Origin of the sequence: Achromobacter sp. (assembly GCF_036567245.1) — a bacterium.
GTDB lineage: Bacteria > Pseudomonadota > Gammaproteobacteria > Burkholderiales > Burkholderiaceae_B > Achromobacter.
Map to the genome: position 1 here is coordinate 14863 of NZ_DATCUY010000225.1, position 17609 is coordinate 32471.

19 protein-coding genes and 1 tRNA gene are annotated in these 17609 nt (G+C 63.7%); 5 read left to right on the forward strand and 15 right to left on the reverse strand.

Features of this window, described 5'->3' with window-relative positions; genetic code table 11:
• Positions 1-6 precede the first annotated feature (6 nt).
• Positions 7-462, reverse strand: coding sequence for a GFA family protein (locus VIR09_RS09805; RefSeq protein ID WP_332012685.1), 456 nt, complete (start codon positions 460-462; stop codon positions 7-9).
• A 259-nt stretch (positions 463-721) separates the two neighbouring features.
• Between VIR09_RS09805 and VIR09_RS09810 the strand changes: the two genes are divergently transcribed.
• On the forward strand, positions 722-1603 hold the full coding sequence (locus tag VIR09_RS09810; protein ID WP_332012686.1) for a phosphoribosylaminoimidazolesuccinocarboxamide synthase: 882 nt from the start codon (positions 722-724) through the stop codon (positions 1601-1603).
• 383 nt (positions 1604-1986) lie between these two features.
• Here VIR09_RS09810 and VIR09_RS09815 read toward each other — a convergent pair whose 3' ends face one another.
• Both VIR09_RS09815 and VIR09_RS09820 read right to left on the reverse strand, forming a co-directional pair.
• Positions 1987-2913: a 3-hydroxyacyl-CoA dehydrogenase family protein gene (locus tag VIR09_RS09815; protein WP_332012687.1), complete on the reverse strand. Its 927-nt coding sequence runs from the start codon at positions 2911-2913 to the stop codon at positions 1987-1989.
• A 36-nt stretch (positions 2914-2949) separates the two neighbouring features.
• Complete coding sequence (locus VIR09_RS09820; protein WP_332012688.1) at positions 2950-3888, reverse strand: SMP-30/gluconolactonase/LRE family protein; 939 nt, start codon at positions 3886-3888, stop codon at positions 2950-2952.
• Between the two features lie 244 nt (positions 3889-4132).
• On the opposite strand from VIR09_RS09820, the gene VIR09_RS09825 reads away from it, so the two are divergent.
• A complete protein-coding gene (locus tag VIR09_RS09825) occupies positions 4133-4999 on the forward strand; it encodes a fused MFS/spermidine synthase (RefSeq protein ID WP_332012689.1) in 867 nt (288 codons plus the stop codon).
• 28 nt (positions 5000-5027) lie between these two features.
• Here the strand turns inward: VIR09_RS09825 and VIR09_RS09830 are convergent, their stop codons facing one another.
• The 3 genes from VIR09_RS09830 to VIR09_RS09840 all read right to left on the reverse strand — a co-directional run bounded on the left by VIR09_RS09830 (position 5028) and on the right by VIR09_RS09840 (position 8420).
• On the reverse strand, positions 5028-5780 hold the full coding sequence (locus VIR09_RS09830) for an SDR family oxidoreductase (protein WP_332012699.1): 753 nt from the start codon (positions 5778-5780) through the stop codon (positions 5028-5030).
• 90 nt (positions 5781-5870) lie between these two features.
• Entirely contained in the window at positions 5871-7196 is a 1326-nt protein-coding gene (locus tag VIR09_RS09835; protein ID WP_332012690.1) for an MFS transporter, read from the reverse strand.
• 24 nt (positions 7197-7220) lie between these two features.
• Positions 7221-8420: an amidohydrolase gene (locus VIR09_RS09840; protein WP_332012691.1), complete on the reverse strand. Its 1200-nt coding sequence runs from the start codon at positions 8418-8420 to the stop codon at positions 7221-7223.
• Positions 8421-8546: 126 nt separating this feature from the next.
• Here VIR09_RS09840 and VIR09_RS09845 point away from each other — a divergent pair, with 126 nt between their 5' ends.
• Entirely contained in the window at positions 8547-9455 is a 909-nt protein-coding gene (locus tag VIR09_RS09845; RefSeq protein ID WP_332012692.1) for a LysR family transcriptional regulator, read from the forward strand.
• Positions 9456-9491: 36 nt separating this feature from the next.
• On the opposite strand, the gene VIR09_RS09850 is transcribed toward VIR09_RS09845, so the two are convergent.
• Positions 9492-10547, reverse strand: coding sequence for a rhomboid family intramembrane serine protease (locus tag VIR09_RS09850; protein ID WP_332012700.1), 1056 nt, complete (start codon positions 10545-10547; stop codon positions 9492-9494).
• A gap of 4 nt (positions 10548-10551) precedes the next feature.
• On the opposite strand from VIR09_RS09850, the gene VIR09_RS09855 reads away from it, so the two are divergent.
• Positions 10552-10770: a hypothetical protein gene (locus tag VIR09_RS09855; RefSeq protein WP_332012702.1), complete on the forward strand. Its 219-nt coding sequence runs from the start codon at positions 10552-10554 to the stop codon at positions 10768-10770.
• A gap of 92 nt (positions 10771-10862) precedes the next feature.
• Here the strand turns inward: VIR09_RS09855 and VIR09_RS09860 are convergent, their stop codons facing one another.
• A complete protein-coding gene (locus VIR09_RS09860; RefSeq protein WP_332012693.1) occupies positions 10863-11309 on the reverse strand; it encodes a hypothetical protein in 447 nt (148 codons plus the stop codon).
• 143 nt (positions 11310-11452) lie between these two features.
• On the opposite strand from VIR09_RS09860, the gene VIR09_RS09865 reads away from it, so the two are divergent.
• On the forward strand, positions 11453-11890 hold the full coding sequence (locus VIR09_RS09865) for an acetyltransferase (RefSeq protein WP_332012701.1): 438 nt from the start codon (positions 11453-11455) through the stop codon (positions 11888-11890).
• A 184-nt stretch (positions 11891-12074) separates the two neighbouring features.
• Here the strand turns inward: VIR09_RS09865 and VIR09_RS09870 are convergent.
• The 7 genes from VIR09_RS09870 to rpmI all read right to left on the reverse strand — a co-directional run bounded on the left by VIR09_RS09870 (position 12075) and on the right by rpmI (position 17309).
• Positions 12075-12151 (reverse strand) — tRNA-Pro (locus tag VIR09_RS09870).
• Positions 12152-12371: 220 nt separating this feature from the next.
• Positions 12372-12803, reverse strand: coding sequence for a MerR family transcriptional regulator (locus VIR09_RS09875; protein ID WP_013392922.1), 432 nt, complete (start codon positions 12801-12803; stop codon positions 12372-12374).
• Between the two features lie 57 nt (positions 12804-12860).
• The gene (locus VIR09_RS09880; protein ID WP_332012694.1) at positions 12861-13202 is read right to left on the reverse strand and encodes an integration host factor subunit alpha; all 342 of its coding nucleotides are present in this window, start codon (positions 13200-13202) and stop codon (positions 12861-12863) included.
• Positions 13203-13205: 3 nt separating this feature from the next.
• On the reverse strand, positions 13206-15623 hold the full coding sequence (gene pheT, locus VIR09_RS09885; protein ID WP_332012695.1) for a phenylalanine--tRNA ligase subunit beta: 2418 nt from the start codon (positions 15621-15623) through the stop codon (positions 13206-13208).
• A 13-nt stretch (positions 15624-15636) separates the two neighbouring features.
• Complete coding sequence (gene pheS / locus VIR09_RS09890; RefSeq protein ID WP_332012696.1) at positions 15637-16659, reverse strand: phenylalanine--tRNA ligase subunit alpha; 1023 nt, start codon at positions 16657-16659, stop codon at positions 15637-15639.
• A gap of 75 nt (positions 16660-16734) precedes the next feature.
• Positions 16735-17094, reverse strand: coding sequence for a 50S ribosomal protein L20 (rplT, locus tag VIR09_RS09895; RefSeq protein WP_006218741.1), 360 nt, complete (start codon positions 17092-17094; stop codon positions 16735-16737).
• Positions 17095-17111: 17 nt separating this feature from the next.
• Positions 17112-17309 (reverse strand): 50S ribosomal protein L35, encoded by a 198-nt coding sequence (gene rpmI, locus VIR09_RS09900; RefSeq protein WP_006218740.1) that lies wholly within the window; start codon positions 17307-17309, stop codon positions 17112-17114.
• Positions 17310-17609: the final 300 nt, after the last annotated feature.

The window sequence follows — 17609 nt, forward strand, 5'->3', positions numbered from 1 at the left end:
CGCGGACTATGGCGCCGGCGAGTTGCGGGGGAAGTGCGGCACGCTCCGGTCCACATGGTGCCAGGATGGGGCCGAGTCGGTCCAGAGGCTGGCGCGGGCGCGGAAGGCTTCCGGGTCGTCCAGCGAGCCGGCCCGCACGATTTCGTAGCCCATGCCGGCCGAATTGCCGAACAGCGGGGTGCCGCAGTCCGCACAGAAGCTGCGCATGACGGTATGGCCGGATTCGCCGCGGTAGCGGTGTTCCTTGGCGCTGCCGCGCAACAGCGTGATGGAGCCTGCCGGGAAGATCAGCGCATGAGCCGGGGCGCCGCCGCTGGAATATTGGCAGTCCCGGCAATGACAGGTGGCGGCCATGATCGGTTCATCGGTGGTGGCGTAGCGCACGGCGCCGCATTGGCAACCGCCGGTGAGGTGTACCTGGGCGTCGGCGTGGGCGCTGCGTTTGAGGAAAGCATCCTGCATACGGCTCTGTCTCCGGGCTTGGGGTCAGCGCCGTGACGCCAGAGGCGGCCGGCGCGCATCATGTTGGAGAACAGAGCCTAACCCGGCCGCCCGGCGGCGTCGAGCGCTCCGGCAAGACCGGCCCATTTGCAGTAACCTATGCGCTTCGCAAGACCCGCGCGCGTCGCCGGCCTTGCCCGCAGTTCCCGGATTCCGTTCTACTTCCCGCCCTGGCGCCTGCCCGTGGCGGGAATCTTCATTATTGCCATAGGCCATTCCCGTGACTTCTGCTTTGCATCAATCCAGCATCAAGTCCTTGCCGCTGCTGGGCCGCGGTAAGGTGCGCGACATGTACGCGGTGGGCGACGACAAGTTGCTGATCGTCGCGTCGGATCGTATCTCCGCCTTCGACGTGATTCTTGACGACCCGATCCCCGGCAAGGGGCAGGTGCTGACCGAACTGACCGAGTTCTGGTTGCAGAAGCTGGCCCACATCCTGCCGAACCACTCCACCGGCATCAAGGCCGAAGACGTGGTGGCGCCGGACGAAGTCGACCAGGTGCGCGGCCGCGCCGTGGTGGTCAAGCGCTTGAAGCCCATCCTGGTGGAAGCGGTTGCCCGCGGCTACCTGATCGGCTCCGGCTGGAAGGACTACCAGGCCACTGGCTCCGTCTGCGGCATCACGTTGCCCGCCGGCCTGCAGCAGGCCAGCCAGCTGCCCGAACCCATCTTCACGCCCGCCGCCAAGGCCGAATTCGGCATGCACGACGAGAACGTGGACTTTGCCCACGTGGTCAAGGAAGTGGGCCAGGAAATGGCCGAGCGCATCCGCGACGTGACCCTCAAGCTGTACGCCGAAGCCGCCAGGTTCGCGGCCACCAAGGGCATCATCATCGCCGACACCAAGTTCGAATTCGGCCTGGACGACGACGGCACGCTGTACCTGATGGACGAAGTGCTGACGCCGGATTCCTCGCGCTTCTGGCCGGCCGACGGCTACCGCGTGGGTATCAGCCCACCCTCGTTCGACAAGCAGTTCGTGCGCGACTGGCTGGAGACCCAAACCTGGGACAAGACCCCGCCCGCGCCGCGCCTCCCGCAGGACGTGCTGGAAAAGACGGCCGCCAAGTACCGCGAAGCTCTGGACCGCCTGGTCGCCTGAACGCTGCCGGCCAAGGAAGACCCGGACCGCACTTCGGTTTTGTGAGGTAGGGTTCTTGAGTCGCCGGCGACCGGACTGCGGGATTCCGATGCTCGCCCCGGTGGGGCTGCGCTTCGGATCCCTCCGTCCGGCCACCGGCTCACGGCATCTACCCATGAACGGGGTCCGAAACCAACGCATTGGGCGACTGCCAGCCGAGGACCCCGGAGCCATCCGAAGCGCAGCCCCAACGGGGCGAGCATCGGAATGGCGCAGGGCAGCCTCGGCGGCTAAAGAACCCTGACATCCGCGAGCTCGCAGCCCTACCGCCCCGCTGACGTGCCCCCAAAAGTTGGATTTACGTCCAGCTTTCGGGGGTCAGTTCAGTCCCGCGACAGCCTGCGTTAGGCCAGCGCTTCCTCATCCTTCAAGATCTGCATGGCCTTGCCCAAGGCGACCTGGTAGCGCCGCTGCTCCTGGGCGACGCGGTCCGGCGTCCATTGATAGAAGCCCTTCAGGGAAGGCGACTTGACGCCTATGTTGCCCTGCTCGACCAGCTCGCGCATGAGAGCGCTGGGCCGGTCGTCCGTACGCAGGTGCGGATACATGGTCGCGGCCGCCGCGCAATGGATGTCGATGCCGGCCAGATCCTTCTGCAGCAGCGGGCCGGCCGCGATATAGCGGAATCCAAACCCATAGCGCACGGCAGTATCCACGTCCTCGGCCGAGGCGAAGCCTTCTTCGACCAGCGCGATCGCCTCGCGCATCAGCGCGTGCTGGATGCGGTTGGCCAGGAATCCCGGCACGTCGCGCTTGACCTGCACCGGCTTCTTGCCGGTATCGCGCATGATGCGGCTGACCTCCTGGGCCATGGCTTCATCGGTCGCCTCGCCGCGTATCACTTCCACAGCGGGCACCAGGTGGGCGGGCATGAAGTAATGCAGGCCCACCATGCGCGCGCGGGTCTGCAAGCCCTCGCCGATGGCGCTGATCGGGAAGCTCGACGAATTGCTGGTCAAGGGAATCGAAGCGGGCGCCAGCTGTTCCAAGCGGGCGAATACCGCGCGCTTGGTTTCCAGCAGCTCCGGCACGCACTCGACCACGATGCGCGTATCGCGCCAGTCGATTTCCTCCATGGTTGCGCTGGTCGCGATGCGCTCGGCGTCGGCCTGCCCGCCTATCATTTCGCTGGACGCGTTCACGCGTTGCGTTGCGGCTGCACGCGCCGCCGCGTCGGGCTCCACCAGCCATACGCGCCAGCCGGCCGCATGAAAGCCGGCGGCAACGTCAGCCCCCATGGTGCCCGCGCCCAGCACAATTGCCTGATCCATCTGTTCTGTCCTTTTGGTAGTTGGAGTGTGTCGTACTCAGAGGGCCTGCGCGGCCGGCGCCGGCAGGTACATGGGCTTGCCCGCCACGTCGAGGTCGACGCGCAGGATGCTGGCCGAACTGGACTCGGTGATGTAGAGCGTGCGGCCCGCGGGTCCCCCGAAGGCCAGGTTGGTGGTGTGCAGTCCCTCGGGCGACTGGATGCGCAAAGCCGGCTGGCCCAGCGGATCCATGCACCAGACGGTGCCCAGCCCCACGTGCGCAATGCACAGTCCGCCCTTCGCATCCAGCGCCAGGCCGTCGGGGCCGCCGCCGCCCGACATCTGGATGAAGGTGCCAACCTTGCCGACCTGGCCGTTGCGCAACAACGGCACTTTCCAGATGGCATTGGCCCGCGTCGCCGCGACATACAGCGCGTGCTCGTCCAGGTCCATGACCAGGCCGTTGGGACTGGGTATGCAGTCGAGCAGGCAATCCAGCTTGCCGTCGGGCTGCAAGCGGAACAGGCGCCCGCTCGGGTCCTGCCAGCCGGTCATGCCCTGGTCGGTGAAATAGAGATCTCCCGCTTCCGAGAAGAACAGGTCGTTGACGCCCTTGAAGCGCTCGATGTTGTAGCGTTCCAGCACCGGGCGCACCTCGCGGCGCTCGAGGTCGAATTGCATGATGCCGTGCTTGTAGTCGGCGATGAAGATGCGGCCGTCGCGATGGAACTTGAGGCCGTTGGGCCAGCCGTCGTATTGCACTAGCGGCTCGAATTCGCCGCGCGCATCGACGCGCAGGATGCGGCCGTTGATGACGTCCACGCAATACAGCAGGCCGTCCGGCCCGAAGGACGGACCTTCCAGCAGCGAGCGCGGCGGATTGCCCTGCGGCTGGCCGGCGACCCACTCGTTCAGGTCCTGGCCTTGCCACTTCAGTTCGTCGGGCAGCCGGGCGTAGACGTTGGCCTGAATCCTGGGGACGGGATCGTAGAACATGCGGGTCTCCTCTGATTTTCTGAACGGGAATCTATGCGCCCCGTTTCGAGCAAAATTCTAAGGAGAGCCGAGTATTTAAGGAAATGAAATATATCGAACGAGATTTTCAAAAAAAACGATAGTTGATTTTGCCCGTGTCCAAGGGCCAACGGGTATTGCGGACCCGCGCGCATAGGTCAAGCAGCCGCGCGACCGCTCAGAGGCACGATAAGATGATGCGTCCCTTCTTGCCGCTTGCCGCTCCATGCTCCGTCTTGCCATCCGCGCCGTTCTCGTCCTCCTCATTGCCGGCTCGGCATTGCTGCTGCTGCGCGGCAACGGCGGCCCCCAACTGATCCATAGCGAAGACTCTCAATTCGGCAAACTGCTTGTGTTCGAGGAAAACGGCGAGCGCTGCATGAATTTCAACTCCATGCACGACGTCGGCCGCCAGACCTGCATGAGCCTGGAGCATCCCGGGCAACTGGTGTTTTCCTACACGCGCATGATGATGACCGCGCTTTACATCCATCCCAAGCCGCGCAACATCCTGATCGTCGGCCTGGGCGGCGCCACGCTGCAGAAGACCCTGGCGGCGCTCCTGCCCGATACCGTCATCGATACCGTGGAGATCGATCCCGCCGTAGGCAATGTCGCTGGGCGCTATTTCGGCTACCAGCAAAGTCCCAGGCAACGCCTCTTTCTGGAAGATGGCCGCGCCTACATCGAACGCGCCCATCGCGAAGGTCTGCAGTACGACATGGTGATGCTGGACGCGTTCGACGTCGACTACATCCCCGAACACCTGATGACGCTGGAGTTCCTGCAACATGTACGCGGCATCCTCGCGCCGGGCGGCGTGGCGGTAGCCAACACGTTCACCGAGAGCCAGCTTTACGCGCGCGAATCGGCGACCTATGCGGCGGTGTTTGGAGAATTCTTCAATCTGCAAACGGGCAATCGCGTCATCATGGCGGTCAACGGCGAACTGCCCGGCCGCGAAGAGCTTGCCCGCAATGCCGAGGCGCTGGATGCCGTCCTCGGGCCTTTGGGCGTCAATGCCAAGGAAGCCCTGGACATGTACTCGCGCCGGCAGGCCCTTCCCAACGAAGCGCCGCTCTTGCGCGATTGAGCATACCCGGCGCGCGCTTGCCGCGCGCTCACTTCACCGCGGAGTTGCCGCCATCCGCATAAAGCGCGGCCCCCGTCACGAAGCTTGCCATCGGGCTGGCCAGGAACAGCGCTGCCGAGGCGATTTCATCGGCACGCGCAATCCGCTTCATGGCGTGCAGGCTGGCCGCCCAGTCCTTCTGCTCCTGATTGCCGGCCATCTCGGTGTCCACTCCGCCAGGCAACAGCGCATTGGCGCGGATGCCTTGCGCGCTGTAGTCCGCCGTAATGCCCTTGACCAAGCCCATCAGCGCCGCTTTCGACGTGCCGTAGGCCGCCATCCCGGGCAAGCCCACGCTCGTCCCCACAAAGCTGGACACGAAGACCAGCGCGCCGCCGCCCCGCTCCAACATGGCCGGGATCTGATGTCGCGCGCCCAGGAACGCCGCAGTGAGATTGACGCTCAGCGTGCGCTCCCACTCGTCCAGGGCGACTTCCGCCAGCGGCTTGACGGGTCCGGTGGTGCCGGCATTGTTTATCGCGATATCCAAGCCGCCGAATTCGCGTTGCGCATCCTGCACCGCTTGCCTGTGCGTTTCCGGCCTGGCGACATCGCCGGCCGAAACGCAGGCCCTCCCACCGGCGCTTCTGATCTCGCCCGCCACTTGTTCCAGGAGTTCACGGCGTCTCGCGGTCAGCACCAGCGCCGCGCCCTGGGCCGCCAGCAGCAACGCTATTGCGCGTCCGATACCCGATGATGCGCCTGTCACCAAGGCGACCTTTCCAGCAAGAGATAAAGACATCGGCGTCAGCTCCAAGCATGAATAATGCCTGCATCCTATAAATGCGAGCGCGCCTTGTCCTCCCGCTTCTTGCTGTCTACGCGCGGCCTGTCACGCCGCCGAGCCGCGCTGGGCCATCCGTCCCGGCAACTCCTGAGCCGCCTGCCTGGCATCATCGGCAGGCCGTATCAACAAGCAGCCCAGCACACCGAGCGCGCCCCCGGCCAAGCTGTAGAACACGGGCGCCAACGAGATCCCCGTAGCCTGAATCAGCCACGTGACGATGAACTGCGCGAATCCGCCAAAGATCATGACGGCGATGTTGTAGCAAACCGCCAAGCCGGCCGAGCGCACATTCGTCGGAAACTGTTCTCCGAGCGCCGTCGCGAAGGGTCCAAGAAAGCCGCCCAGCAATATGCTCAGCACCGTGAATGCGACGATCAGATTCGGCAGGGTCGGCGTCGACTGCACCCACGAGAAGAGCGGATACATCAATAGCGCATAGGGCAGCAGAAACGACAGCATCACCGGCTTTCTTCCACGGCGATCCGAAATCGCGCCGGAAATGGGAATGACGACGATCAGTGCAAGCAGCCCGATGGCCTGCGCGGTGAAGGCATCATGCAGCGCGAAGCCGAACTGACGGGTCACGAAGGTCGGCAGATAGATGATGAATGTATAAACGGAAGCCGTGGCGCACGTGGTCAGGCACAGCGTGGCTGCGATGGACCGCGGAAACCGGCCCAACATGGCTGCCAGACTGACCGTCTCCCCCTTGCGCAGCGACGCCGCGGACTCTTCGGGCTCATCCAGATACCGCCGGATCCACCATCCCAGCGGCGCGATCAGCAGTCCCACGACAAACGGAATGCGCCACATCCCGTCGAGCAGCTGTTGCTCGGTGAAGATCGATGTCAGCAGAAACCCCGTGGCGGCGCCGCCTAGATTGGCGAGATTCTGGCCGAACATCTGCCACGCGCCATAGAGCCCCTTTTTGTCCTTGGGCGCGGCTTCCACGAGATAGGCGGTGGACGATGCGAACTCGCCCCCGGTCGCAATCCCCTGCAGCAGGCGGGCCAGCACGATCAGGACGGGCGCGGCCACGCCTATGGTCGCATACGAAGGCGTGAAGACCATGATGAGCAAGGACACCGTCATCAACGCTATGATCAGTTGCAGCGCTGACTTCCTGCCCTTGCGGTCCGCGTACATGCCGATAGCAATGCCACCTATTGGGCGCGTGACGAAACCGACTCCGAAGGTCGCCAGCGTCAACAGCAGCGCGGTATGCTCGCCCGCTTCGGGAAAGAACACCTTGGCAATGATGAACGCCATCGCCGCGAATACGCCGAAGTCATACCATTCGAGCGCATTGCCAAATATCGCCGCCGTCAATTGCAGCCATCGCGGGGCGCTCTTCTTTTTTGCCTTATTCATGTCCAGTCTCCTCCCAACTGCTATTTAGTCGTTGTTATCCAGCGGCAGCGCTCTTTCGGCTATCCGGGAAAGCACCGCGCTCCCAACTGGAATGGCGGCATCGTTGAAATCGAAGTGCGAAGTGTGCAGCCCGTGCACATGATCCGGATCGCCCGTTCCCAGGTGCAGATACGCCCCGGGCCGTTCGCGCAGCATGTAGGCGAAATCCTCCCCGCCAAGACTGGGCACCGGATGCCGCACGACATGCTGCTCGCCCACCACGTCCTGCGCCGCCAGCCTGGCCAAGCGGGTCTGCGGTTCCGTATTGACCGTGGCCGGCACGTTCGGCTCATAGTCCAGGGTCGCCGATCCGCCCAGCCCTCTCGCGACGCTTTCCACGGTTTCCCGCAGGCGGGCCTGCAGCACATGCTGGACTTCCGGCCGCAACGATCTGGCGGTACCCGTAAGCACCACCTCGTCCGGTATGACGTTGAAGCCGGCCAAGTTGCCTCCCGCCACGGCGCACAGGCTGAGTACGCCGGCGTCCAGCGGATCCAGGTTGCGGCTCACGATGGAATGCGCCGCAACGATGACGTGGCCGGCGATCAAGACCGGGTCTACCGTTCTTTGAGGCGCAATTCCCCCGTGGCCGCCCTTGCCCCGGATGCGGATCGTGATGCGATCGGACGCCGCCATGACGGGCCCGACCGGAATGGATACCGTCCCCAGAGGCAGCGCCGGCCAGTTGTGCAGCGCGTATACCTCTTGCATCGGGAACCGCTCGAACAGCCCATCCCTGACCATTTCCAACCCGCCGTTGTGTCCCTCTTCTCCGGGTTGAAAGATCAGATAGACCCCGCCATTGAAATTGCGGGTGCGCTGCAGATAAGCGGCGGCGGCCAACAGCATGGCGACGTGGCCGTCGTGGCCGCAGGCATGCATCTTTCCGTCATCGGCCGACGCGTACCCCAGCCCCGTGCATTCGCGCATGGGAAGCGCGTCCATGTCCGCTCTCAGGCCGATCGCCCGTCCGCTGCTCGTTTCGCGGCCTGGAATGAATCCGACCACGCCGGTGCGTCCGATGTTGGTGTGGAATCCGATGGAGAGCCGACGCAGCTCGTCGCAAACCAGCGCCGCCGTTCGGTGTTCCTCAAAACCTAATTCTGGATGCGCGTGCAAGTCGTGCCGTATCTGCCTGTACCTGGCGGCATCCGCGGACAAATGATCAAGGAGTTTCTGTGGCATGGGCTTGGGTCTTCGCTATTGAAGTTTTGGTCTACGCATGTTCACTACCGCCCGAATGGTAGAGACACGCCATCCATGCCGTAAAATGCTATTTAACGATGCCCGTCATACTAATAAGGTATATCCATGGATCTGCGGCAGTTGCGCTACTTCGTTGCCGTCGCCGAACGCGGCAGCATCAGTCTCGCGGCTCAGTCGGTGCACATCGCCCAACCGGCATTGACCCGCCAGATCCAGGCATTGGAAGAAGAGCTGGGCACTGCCGTTTTTGAACGAACTACTCGCGGCGTCCACCTGACCGAAGCAGGCAAGCAGCTGCTCCTGGACGCGAACCGTCTGCTGGGCGATGCGACCGCGGCAATGGAGCGCGCGCAGCGCGCGGGACGCGGCGAGATCGGGCACCTGACCATTGCCTTGCCAGTCATGCTGACGCTGCGCTCCCTGCTTGCCGACGCGCTGCGGCAGTTCCGCCGGGAAGCCCCCGGGGTCTCGTTGACGCTCAGTCATCTGCTGTCGGATGCACAGATCGAACTTCTGCCTACGGGCAGGCTGGACGCGGGATTCACGCTATTCAGGCCGGTCGACGACCCGGCGTTCAAAGGCATCCCCATCTATTCCGAGAAGATGCTGGTCGCCTATCCCGCCGACTGGCACTGGGACCATGGCAGCCCGACGTCCTTGCGCGAACTCGCCGGCCGGGACTTCATCTGGCTGCCGCGCAATGCAGCGCCCGTCTGGCATGACAGGCTGATCCACTGCTTTTTCAAGGCCGGATTCGTGCCCCGCTCATCGATACAGGGCGTGGATGTCGGATCGATGCTGACCCTGGTCGCCGCAGGCTTGGGCTGCACCGTTCTGCCTGACTCGGCCACGCGCGCGGCGCCGCCCACCGTCGCCTTCAAGGAACTGCCCGATCTGGACGTGGTCCAGCATTGGGAGCTGGTCTGGCGGGCCGACAATCAGTCGGCGCCGCTCGAGCGGTTTATCGACATCGTCACGACCCATGTCGCGGACCCTGCCCGCCGTCTTGTATGAATGGCGGCGGGCGCTCCCGCCTGGCGTCGGCCCGCGCTACCGCTCGCAACTCCAGTACGGGCAGCCCGAGCGCCCGATGATGGCCGAAGCCAGCTCGCCCGGTTGGCGGAGCATGCCCTTCAGGGCGCTTGCCTGCGCCCGCAATGGCGCTGAATCCGTCCGGTACATTCCCCGCTCGTCGAGCAGGAAGTTCATCTTCAAACGCGCCTGGCGCGCCTTTTCAAGATCGAGTTCGGCGCCCTCAGCTTGAAACACCGCGCCATAGATCCGTGCTTGGATTTCGCAGTACTGGTCCGCCGCGGTCAGCGCCTCTTGCGTCGCGGCATCCGTATAGAGTTTGCGCAATCCCGCGATCTGCGCACGGCAGCTTTGGTACTGCAGCGGCATGAACCTTGCCAACAAAGCCAGGTCCCTGTCGCCAGGTTTCGCGCAGCGCCGCAGATCCGGCGTTTGCGATCCGTCGCGCGCAGCGGCGGACAAGGTGTCCGCTATGCACTCATCCAACGACGGCGCTTTCCAAAGCGCCTGGGCCGAGCCCAGCAATCCCATGTTTCCCAGCGTGCGCCCAAACCGCGCGGCGGCAAGCTGTTCCTGCATGTCGCGGTCATGATTGCCGAGCGTTACCGCAACCAGCGCCGCGGCGCCGAGCATGCCGCTGCCGACCAGGACCATAGTCGCCGTCATGGGCCGCAGGCGCTCGGCATACAGCGCGATGCCCGCGAGTAGCGCCCCCGCGAGCAAACCTCCCAGGTGCGCCGCATTATCGACGTCGAACGCGAAGCCCGCGCCGAAGGTCAGCAGCAGGCTGAACAGCAGATTGCCAGGCGGAATGTGCGGCCGGCCCATGCGCCGGTCATGCAGGCCATAAGCGATGGCCGCCCCGAAAATGCCCAGGATCGCACCAGACGCCCCGCAACTCAGGAAAAACTCGTCGCGATGCCATAGCGCGGTGACCAGGCTGCCGCACAGGCCCGACAGCAGATACACGCCCAGGAACACCCAGGAACGCATGCGCGCTTCAAGAATGATCCCCAGCGACCACAGCGCCAGCATGTTGATTGCCAGATGCAGGAAGCCTACGTGCAGGAACATGCTGGTGAACAAGCGCCAATACTCGCCCGACAAGGTCAACGCCGGCACGTTGCCGCCCCAGGCTATCAGGAAGGAGGTTTGGCTCAGGCTCTCGAACGCGCGCGTGTCCAGAAATCCCGCGGCGCAGTACACCGCGATATTGCAGGCGATGAGCAAGAGCGTGATCTTGCTGGCGCATATTCTTTTGAGCAGGGACGTGCGTTGGAATGGAGGCATCAGGTAGGCATGTCAAAGAGTGGGCATTATCTTAACCAAGCCGCGCACCGGCCTGGAGGCCGCAAGATACGCGCGCGATGCATCGGTGCAGCGAGCGTTTCAGCCGCCGGCCTTCGGCGCCGGTTCCTCGTTGCGGCACCCCGCGTATTGATATTGTCCCGGCTTGCCGAGTTTTGCAGTGAACGTGCATGGCTCGCCGGAATATGCGTGCGTGGCCTGCACTTGCAGCACATTGCCGGCGACAACCACGCTCTGCTTGCCCTGCCCGCAACTCCAGAAGGTGGTCGAGAGTTCCGCGAAGGTCTGCTCCGCAACAAGCGTGGCGGGACGGCCGGAGGTCGCGGAAGCGACCCATTGAATCCGGACGCGGCAGCTGACGTGCTCGAAACCCACCTCTTCCACCACGATACGGTACGCGCCCGTGGCCGCGCCATCGGTCCAGCGGCCGCCTTGCATCACGCGCGCGACCGACGCCTCCGCCTGCGTTTCAGCGACAGCCCCGGCCGCCTGTAGCGTCAGCAAAAGGAGCACAGCAAGAGTTCTCATGACTTTCATTCCGCAGACCGCCTGGAGTTATCAGTGACCGTCAAGCGCACCGTCATTGCGCTGCCGTGCACTTATACCATTCGGGTGTGGAGCCGTTCGTCGTCAATTTGACGCCGCAAAAGGAAATCCAATACTCTGCGCCGATGATTACGATAAGAACCTCCCGCCCCGACGAAGGCGCACGCGCCGTCGAAATCTGGCGCAACGCGGTCGACGCCACGCACGACTTTCTATCACCCGAGGATCGCCAAGCCATCGATGAGATGGTGTGCGATTTTCTCCCCCAAGTGCCGCTCTGGCTTGCGGTCGACGCCAATGACTATCCCCAGGCATTCATGCTGATCGACAACGGCCACATGCAGGCGCTGTTCGTCGATCCTGCCTGCCGTGGAACAGGCATAGGCGCCGCGCTGGTGCGGCACGGCCTCTTGCTGCATCCCAACATGACGACGGACGTCAATGAACAGAACGGCCAGGCGGTAGGCTTCTATGAAAAGATGGGCTTCAAGCGTATAGGCCGCTCGCTGCTTGATGATCAAGGCAGGCCCTACCCGTTGATCCGTCTGGAATATCGGAGCTGAACGGAAAAAAACAAAGCCACCTGCGGGTGGCTTTTTCCATGGCTGACACTTTGCTAGGGTGCCGTTTTACGCCGGCAGTTTTTATCAGCCATTCGCATAACGTGCTTGCACCGCGCTCGCTGAAATCAGGCCAACAAAATGAAAAGGCCGTCAGTGATTTCTCACTGACGGCCTTTGGAACTGCTGGTCGGGACGGCGGGATTCGAACTCGCGACCCCTTGCACCCCATGCAAGTGCGCTACCAGGCTGCGCTACGCCCCGAAAGAAAAAGAGTATAGCAGAACAAAAATTTGTTTGCACGCATTCGTGCAAAAAAAGCGCTGAATACTCAAAAAAATTTTCGCGCTGCGCTCATCGATTGCATCAACCGCATGCGCATCGATGCGCGCGGCGCGAGGTACTGCTCAATGCAACGCGCGGCTTGCGCCGCGCGTTGCAGGTAATGCGTTCAAACCATGTGGGGAATGACGATGCGCTGCGTTCAAGCCGCAGGGCTTGCATTGCCGGCGCTTGCGCCGGCAACGTTTGCCGCCGTGCCCAAGGCTTCGGCCAGCATCGTCGAGACGTTGCCCAGTTCGTTGCGCAAGGCTTGCATCTCGGCGCCCGACAGACGCACTGCAGCGTCCTGATCGTGCGGCACGTCGCGCGCATCGCCCAGGCGATTGCGCGCGCCGCTGATCGTGAAGCCTTGCTCATACAGCAGGGAACGGATACGGCGGATCAGCAGCACTTCGTGATGCTGGTAGTAGCGGCGGTTGCCGCGCCGCTTCACCGGCTTGAGTTGCGTGAATTCCTGTTCCCAATACCGCAAGACATGGGGCTTGACGCCACACAGGTCGCTGACTTCACCGATGGTGAAGTAACGCTTGGCGGGAATGGGCGGTAAGGTAACGGTGGATTCGGTACGTGTCATAAGGGGATTTTATGCCGCGATGCGTCAGGTGCCGATAACAATTGCCGACAAAGCGTATCACTCCTCGGCGTCGGATTCTGCGGGTGCCGCCTGCTCCACCACGCTCTTGAGTTTCTGACTCGCGTGGAAGGTGACCACGCGGCGTGCGGCGATGGGAATGGTCTCGCCGGTTTTGGGGTTGCGGCCAGGACGCGGCGGCTTGTCGCGCACCTGGAAATTGCCGAAGCCCGAGAGCTTGACGGAATCTCCGCGCGCCAGGGCGTCGCGGATTTCCTCGAAGAAGGTATCGACGATGTCCTTGGCTTCGCGCTTGTTCAGACCGACCCGCTCAAAGAGCAGTTCGGCCAGCTCGGCCTTGGTCAGAGTGCGCGGCTCGGCAGCAAGCATACTGTTCCCCATGGTTCAAGCGCGTTGGCGCGCGCCATGCGCAGCCACCAAGGCTTCCTTGATACGCGCCAGGCAATCCGCCACCCTGGCTTCGTCCAGCGTGACCTCAGTGTCCTGTAGCCAGAAACGGAAAGCAAGGCTTTTCTCGGTGACGGGCTCGCTGCCTTGGACCTTCTCGCGCCACACGTCGAACAGGCGCGTGTCCTGTACCACCGCCAATTGCGGGTCCGCCTTGACGGCCGCGGCGACGGTGTCGAGCATGGATTGCGCCGACACATGGGCATCGACCCACAGCGCCAAATCGCGCACCACCACGGGCTGACGCGAGAGCTCGCGCACTTGCGGCAGTTCGCCTTCGGACAAGGCGGCAGCGTCCAGTTCGAACACGACGGGCGCATGCGCCAAGTCGGCTTGCTGGGCCCAACGCGGGTGCAGTTCGCCAATCCAGCCAACGTGCTTGCCGTCCAGTTCGATGCGCGCGCCGCGGCCCGGATGCAGTGCGGGATGCGCCGCGGCTTCGAAACGCAGACGGCTGCCGCGCGCGCCGAACAGCGCCTCGACATCCATCTTCACGTCGTAGAAATCCACTTGGCGAGTCGCCACACCCCACTGCTCTTCCACGGCCGGGCCCCAGGCCGCGCCTGCCAGCCTCATCGGCTGGCGCACGCCTGCCACTTCGAGCGGACCATCCTGGACGGACGCATCGCGCATGAACACGCGGCCCAGTTCGAACAGGCGCACGCGCGTCTGCTTGCGATTGGCGTTGTGGCGGATGTTGGCGACCAGGCTGGCGATCAGGCTGGAGCGCATGACCGACAGATGGCTGGCGATGGGATTGACCAGGCGCACCGGCGTTTCGTTGCCGGCGTAGTCGCGTTCCCAGTCGGCTTCGACGAAGCTGTAGTTCACGACTTCCTGGTAGTCCTGCGCGGCAGCCAGGCGGCGCAGCGCATGCGCGCCGCGACGGATTTCCGGTTGCGAGAACATCTTGGCGCGCGCCATCGGCGGCTCCACGGGGATGTTCTCGAAACCGTAGATGCGGGCCACTTCCTCGATCAGGTCTTCTTCAAGCTCCAGGTCGAAGCGATAGGAAGGCGGCGTGACGATGAAGTCATCGCCTTCGACCTTGAAGTCCAGGCCCAGGCTGCCGAAGATCTTGGCGACCTCAGCCTGCGTGACCGGCACGCCCAGCACACGATGGCAGCGCGGCAGGCGCATCCGCACCGGTTCGCGCTTGGGCAGGTTGACGATCTGGTCGTCCAGCGGGCCGGCTTCGCCGCCGCAGATGTCGATGATCAGGCGCGTGATGAATTCGATGTGCTCGGGGATCGTGGCGTAGTCCACGCCGCGCTCGCCGCGGTGGCTGGCTTCCGAGCTGAACTTGTAGCGGCGCGCGCGGCCGGCGAGCGACTGCGGCCACCAGAACGCAGCTTCCAGATAGATGTTGCGGGTGTCGAGCGTGACGGAAGTCGCTTCGCCACCCATGATGCCGGCCAGGCTTTCCACCTGATCCCCTGCGACCACCACGCCTACCGTCGCATCCAGCGTGACGGTCTGGCCGTTCAGCAGTTCAAGCGTTTCGCCTTCGCGCGCCCAGCGCACGCTGAGGTCGCCGCGGATCTTGTCCAGGTCGAACACGTGCGAAGGGCGGCCCAGTTCGAGCATGACGTAGTTGGAGATGTCCACCAGCGCCGACAGCGAACGTTGGCCGGCGCGCTCCAGGCGCGTCTTCATCCAGTCGGGCGTCGCGGCGCGGGCGTTGACGCCGCGAATCACGCGGCCGCCGAAACGGCCGCACAGCTCAGGCGCTTCGACCTTGACCGACAGACGCTCGTCCAGTGTGACGGGCACGGCGACCGCGGTGGGCACGGACAGCGGCGCGCCGGTCAGCGCGGCGACTTCGCGCGCCACGCCCAGGATCGACAGGCAGTCGGCGCGGTTGGGCGTCATCTTCAGGGTGAAGAGCGTGTCGTCCAGGTCCAGCGCTTCGCGGATCGACTGGCCCGGCGTCATGCCGGCCGGCAGTTCCAGCAGGCCGCCGTGATCCTGCGACAGGCCCAGTTCGCGGGCCGAGCACAGCATGCCCGACGACTGCACGCCGCGCATCTTGGCCACGCCGATCTTCATGCCGCCAGGCAACTCGGCGCCGACGCGCGCCAGCGGCACCGTCAGGCCGGCGGCGGCATTGGGCGCGCCGCAAACGATCTGCAGCAGTTCGCCGGAGCCGTCATCCACTTTGCAGACGCGCAGCTTGTCGGCGTCGGGATGCGGCGCGATTTCGACGATATGGCCCACGACCACGCCGCTGAAGGCGGGCGCGGCAGGCACGGTGTCTTCGACTTCCAGGCCGGCCATGGTGAGCCGGTGCGCGAGTTCTTCGGTGGCGATCGCGGGGTTGACCAGCGTACGCAGCCAGGATTCGGGAAATTGCATGATCAGCCGTCTGTTATTCGTTGAACTGGCGCAGGAAGCGCAAATCGCCTTCGTAGAACTGGCGCAGATCGTTGACGCCGTAGCGCAACATGGTCAGGCGCTCGAGCCCGGAGCCGAAGGCGAAGCCGATGTAGCGCTCGGGATCGAGGCCGAAGTTGCGCACCACTTGCGGATGCACCTGGCCCGAGCCGGAAATCTCCAGCCAGCGGCCGCGGTTCGGACCCGAGGTGAACATCATGTCGATTTCGGCGGACGGTTCCGTGAACGGGAAGAACGACGGGCGGAAGCGCACGGCCAGGTCGTCGGTTTCAAAGAAGCAGCGCAGGAAATCGGTGTACACGCCCTTCAGGTCGGCGAACGAGATGTCTTCGGCGATCCAGAGCCCTTCCACTTGGTGGAACATGGGCGAGTGCGTGGCGTCGCTGTCGACGCGGTAGGTGCGCCCAGGCGCGATGACCTTGATGGGCGGCTTGTGCATGCGCGCGTAACGCACCTGCATGGGGCTCGTGTGCGTGCGCAGCAACAACGGCTGACCTTCCGCGTCCTGCATGTCGACGTAGAACGTGTCGTGCATGGAACGCGCGGGATGGTCCAGCGGGCTGTTCAAAGCGGTGAAATTGGTCCAGTCGTTTTCCACTTCGGGGCCGTCGGCCACGTCGAAGCCTATGGAACGGAAGATCTCTTCCACGCGTTCCCAGGTCCGGATCACCGGATGGATGCCGCCCGGCGCGCGACCGCGGCCCGGGAGGGTGACGTCTATGGTTTCGGATGCCAGGCGGGCGTCCAGTTCGGCTTGTGCCAGCGCGGCGCGGCGCAGGTTCAGAAGCTCTTCGACCTTTTGCTTGGCCTGATTGATCCGGGCGCCCATCTCGCGCTTCTGCTCGGGATCAAGCTTGCCGAGGGCCTTCAGCAGCACCGTCAGCGCGCCTTCCTTGCCCAGGAACCGAGCCTTGGCGTTTTCCAGCGCGGCGGCATCGGTGGCCGCGGCGAAACGTTCTTGCGCCTGGGAGACCAGGTCGTCAACCATCAGAGTCATGAAATCCAGCCTTCAAAACGCAAACGGGGCCATTACAGCCCCGTTTGCAGCGATGCGCGATGAGTTAAAGCGCGATCAGGCAGCCAAGGCAGCCTTGGCTTGCTGCACGATGGCGGCGAAGCCGGCCTTGTCGCGCACGGCCAGGTCGGCCAGGACCTTGCGGTCGAGTTCGATCGAAGCCTTCTTCAGGCCAGCGATGAACACGCTGTAGCTGACGCCATGTTCGCGGACGGCGGCGTTGATACGCGTGATCCACAGAGCACGGAACGTGCGCTTCTTGTTACGACGGTCGCGGTAGGCGTATTGGCCAGCGCGCATGACTGCTTGCTTGGCGATACGGAACACATTACCGCGGCGGCCACGGTAACCCTTGGCGGCGGCAATGACTTTCTTGTGACGTGCGCGGGCAGTTACGCCGCGTTTGACGCGAGGCATAGTAGATCTCCCTTAGATCAAGCGAAAGGCATCATGGCCTTGACGGAGGCCACGTTGGATTCATGAACCGCCGTCGAGCCGCGCAGTTGACGCTTGGCCTTGGTGGTCTTCTTGGTCAGGATGTGACGCTTGAACGCCTGACCACGCTTGATGGAGCCGCTGCCGCGAACCTTAAAGCGCTTGGAGGCGCTTTTCTTGGTTTTCATCTTGGGCATGTTGATTCCCTAAACTTAAACACTCATTGTTGATTTACATGACGCCAGGTGCTTGACGCATGAAGGGCCGATGAAGCCTTTCATGGCGGCAAAACTTGGTGTACCTGTTGCCACTTCTGGGGTACTTCCCGCCGGCATTACTGCCCGGCGGATTCTTTCCAGGGCGGGCAAAAAACGACCCAGATCCGGGAAAGCCTTTGATTATATGGTGATTTCCCGCACTTTGTCGAGTCGAACGGCATGAGATCGCCAGGGCCGGCGCTCCGGCCGTCTGCGAGTCAGCCATCATACGCCCGGCCG

What these genes read in the sequence shown, in the direction of transcription:
- rpmI (WP_006218740.1), bottom strand. Translation starts at nt 17,309, where the DNA reads ATGCCCAAGATGAAAACCAAGAAAAGCGCCTCCAAGCGCTTTAAGGTT.
- VIR09_RS09820 (WP_332012688.1), bottom strand. Translation starts at nt 3,888, where the DNA reads ATGTTCTACGATCCCGTCCCCAGGATTCAGGCCAACGTCTACGCCCGG.
- pheT (WP_332012695.1), bottom strand. Translation starts at nt 15,623, where the DNA reads ATGCAATTTCCCGAATCCTGGCTGCGTACGCTGGTCAACCCCGCGATC.
- pheS (WP_332012696.1), bottom strand. Translation starts at nt 16,659, where the DNA reads ATGACTCTGATGGTTGACGACCTGGTCTCCCAGGCGCAAGAACGTTTC.
- rplT (WP_006218741.1), bottom strand. Translation starts at nt 17,094, where the DNA reads ATGCCTCGCGTCAAACGCGGCGTAACTGCCCGCGCACGTCACAAGAAA.
- VIR09_RS09865 (WP_332012701.1), top strand. Translation starts at nt 11,453, where the DNA reads ATGATTACGATAAGAACCTCCCGCCCCGACGAAGGCGCACGCGCCGTC.
- VIR09_RS09860 (WP_332012693.1), bottom strand. Translation starts at nt 11,309, where the DNA reads ATGAGAACTCTTGCTGTGCTCCTTTTGCTGACGCTACAGGCGGCCGGG.
- VIR09_RS09825 (WP_332012689.1), top strand. Translation starts at nt 4,133, where the DNA reads ATGCTCCGTCTTGCCATCCGCGCCGTTCTCGTCCTCCTCATTGCCGGC.
- VIR09_RS09835 (WP_332012690.1), bottom strand. Translation starts at nt 7,196, where the DNA reads ATGAATAAGGCAAAAAAGAAGAGCGCCCCGCGATGGCTGCAATTGACG.
- VIR09_RS09805 (WP_332012685.1), bottom strand. Translation starts at nt 462, where the DNA reads ATGCAGGATGCTTTCCTCAAACGCAGCGCCCACGCCGACGCCCAGGTA.
- VIR09_RS09845 (WP_332012692.1), top strand. Translation starts at nt 8,547, where the DNA reads ATGGATCTGCGGCAGTTGCGCTACTTCGTTGCCGTCGCCGAACGCGGC.
- VIR09_RS09840 (WP_332012691.1), bottom strand. Translation starts at nt 8,420, where the DNA reads ATGCCACAGAAACTCCTTGATCATTTGTCCGCGGATGCCGCCAGGTAC.
- VIR09_RS09815 (WP_332012687.1), bottom strand. Translation starts at nt 2,913, where the DNA reads ATGGATCAGGCAATTGTGCTGGGCGCGGGCACCATGGGGGCTGACGTT.
- VIR09_RS09880 (WP_332012694.1), bottom strand. Translation starts at nt 13,202, where the DNA reads ATGGGGAACAGTATGCTTGCTGCCGAGCCGCGCACTCTGACCAAGGCC.
- VIR09_RS09850 (WP_332012700.1), bottom strand. Translation starts at nt 10,547, where the DNA reads ATGTTCCTGCACGTAGGCTTCCTGCATCTGGCAATCAACATGCTGGCG.
- VIR09_RS09830 (WP_332012699.1), bottom strand. Translation starts at nt 5,780, where the DNA reads ATGTCTTTATCTCTTGCTGGAAAGGTCGCCTTGGTGACAGGCGCATCA.
- VIR09_RS09875 (WP_013392922.1), bottom strand. Translation starts at nt 12,803, where the DNA reads ATGACACGTACCGAATCCACCGTTACCTTACCGCCCATTCCCGCCAAG.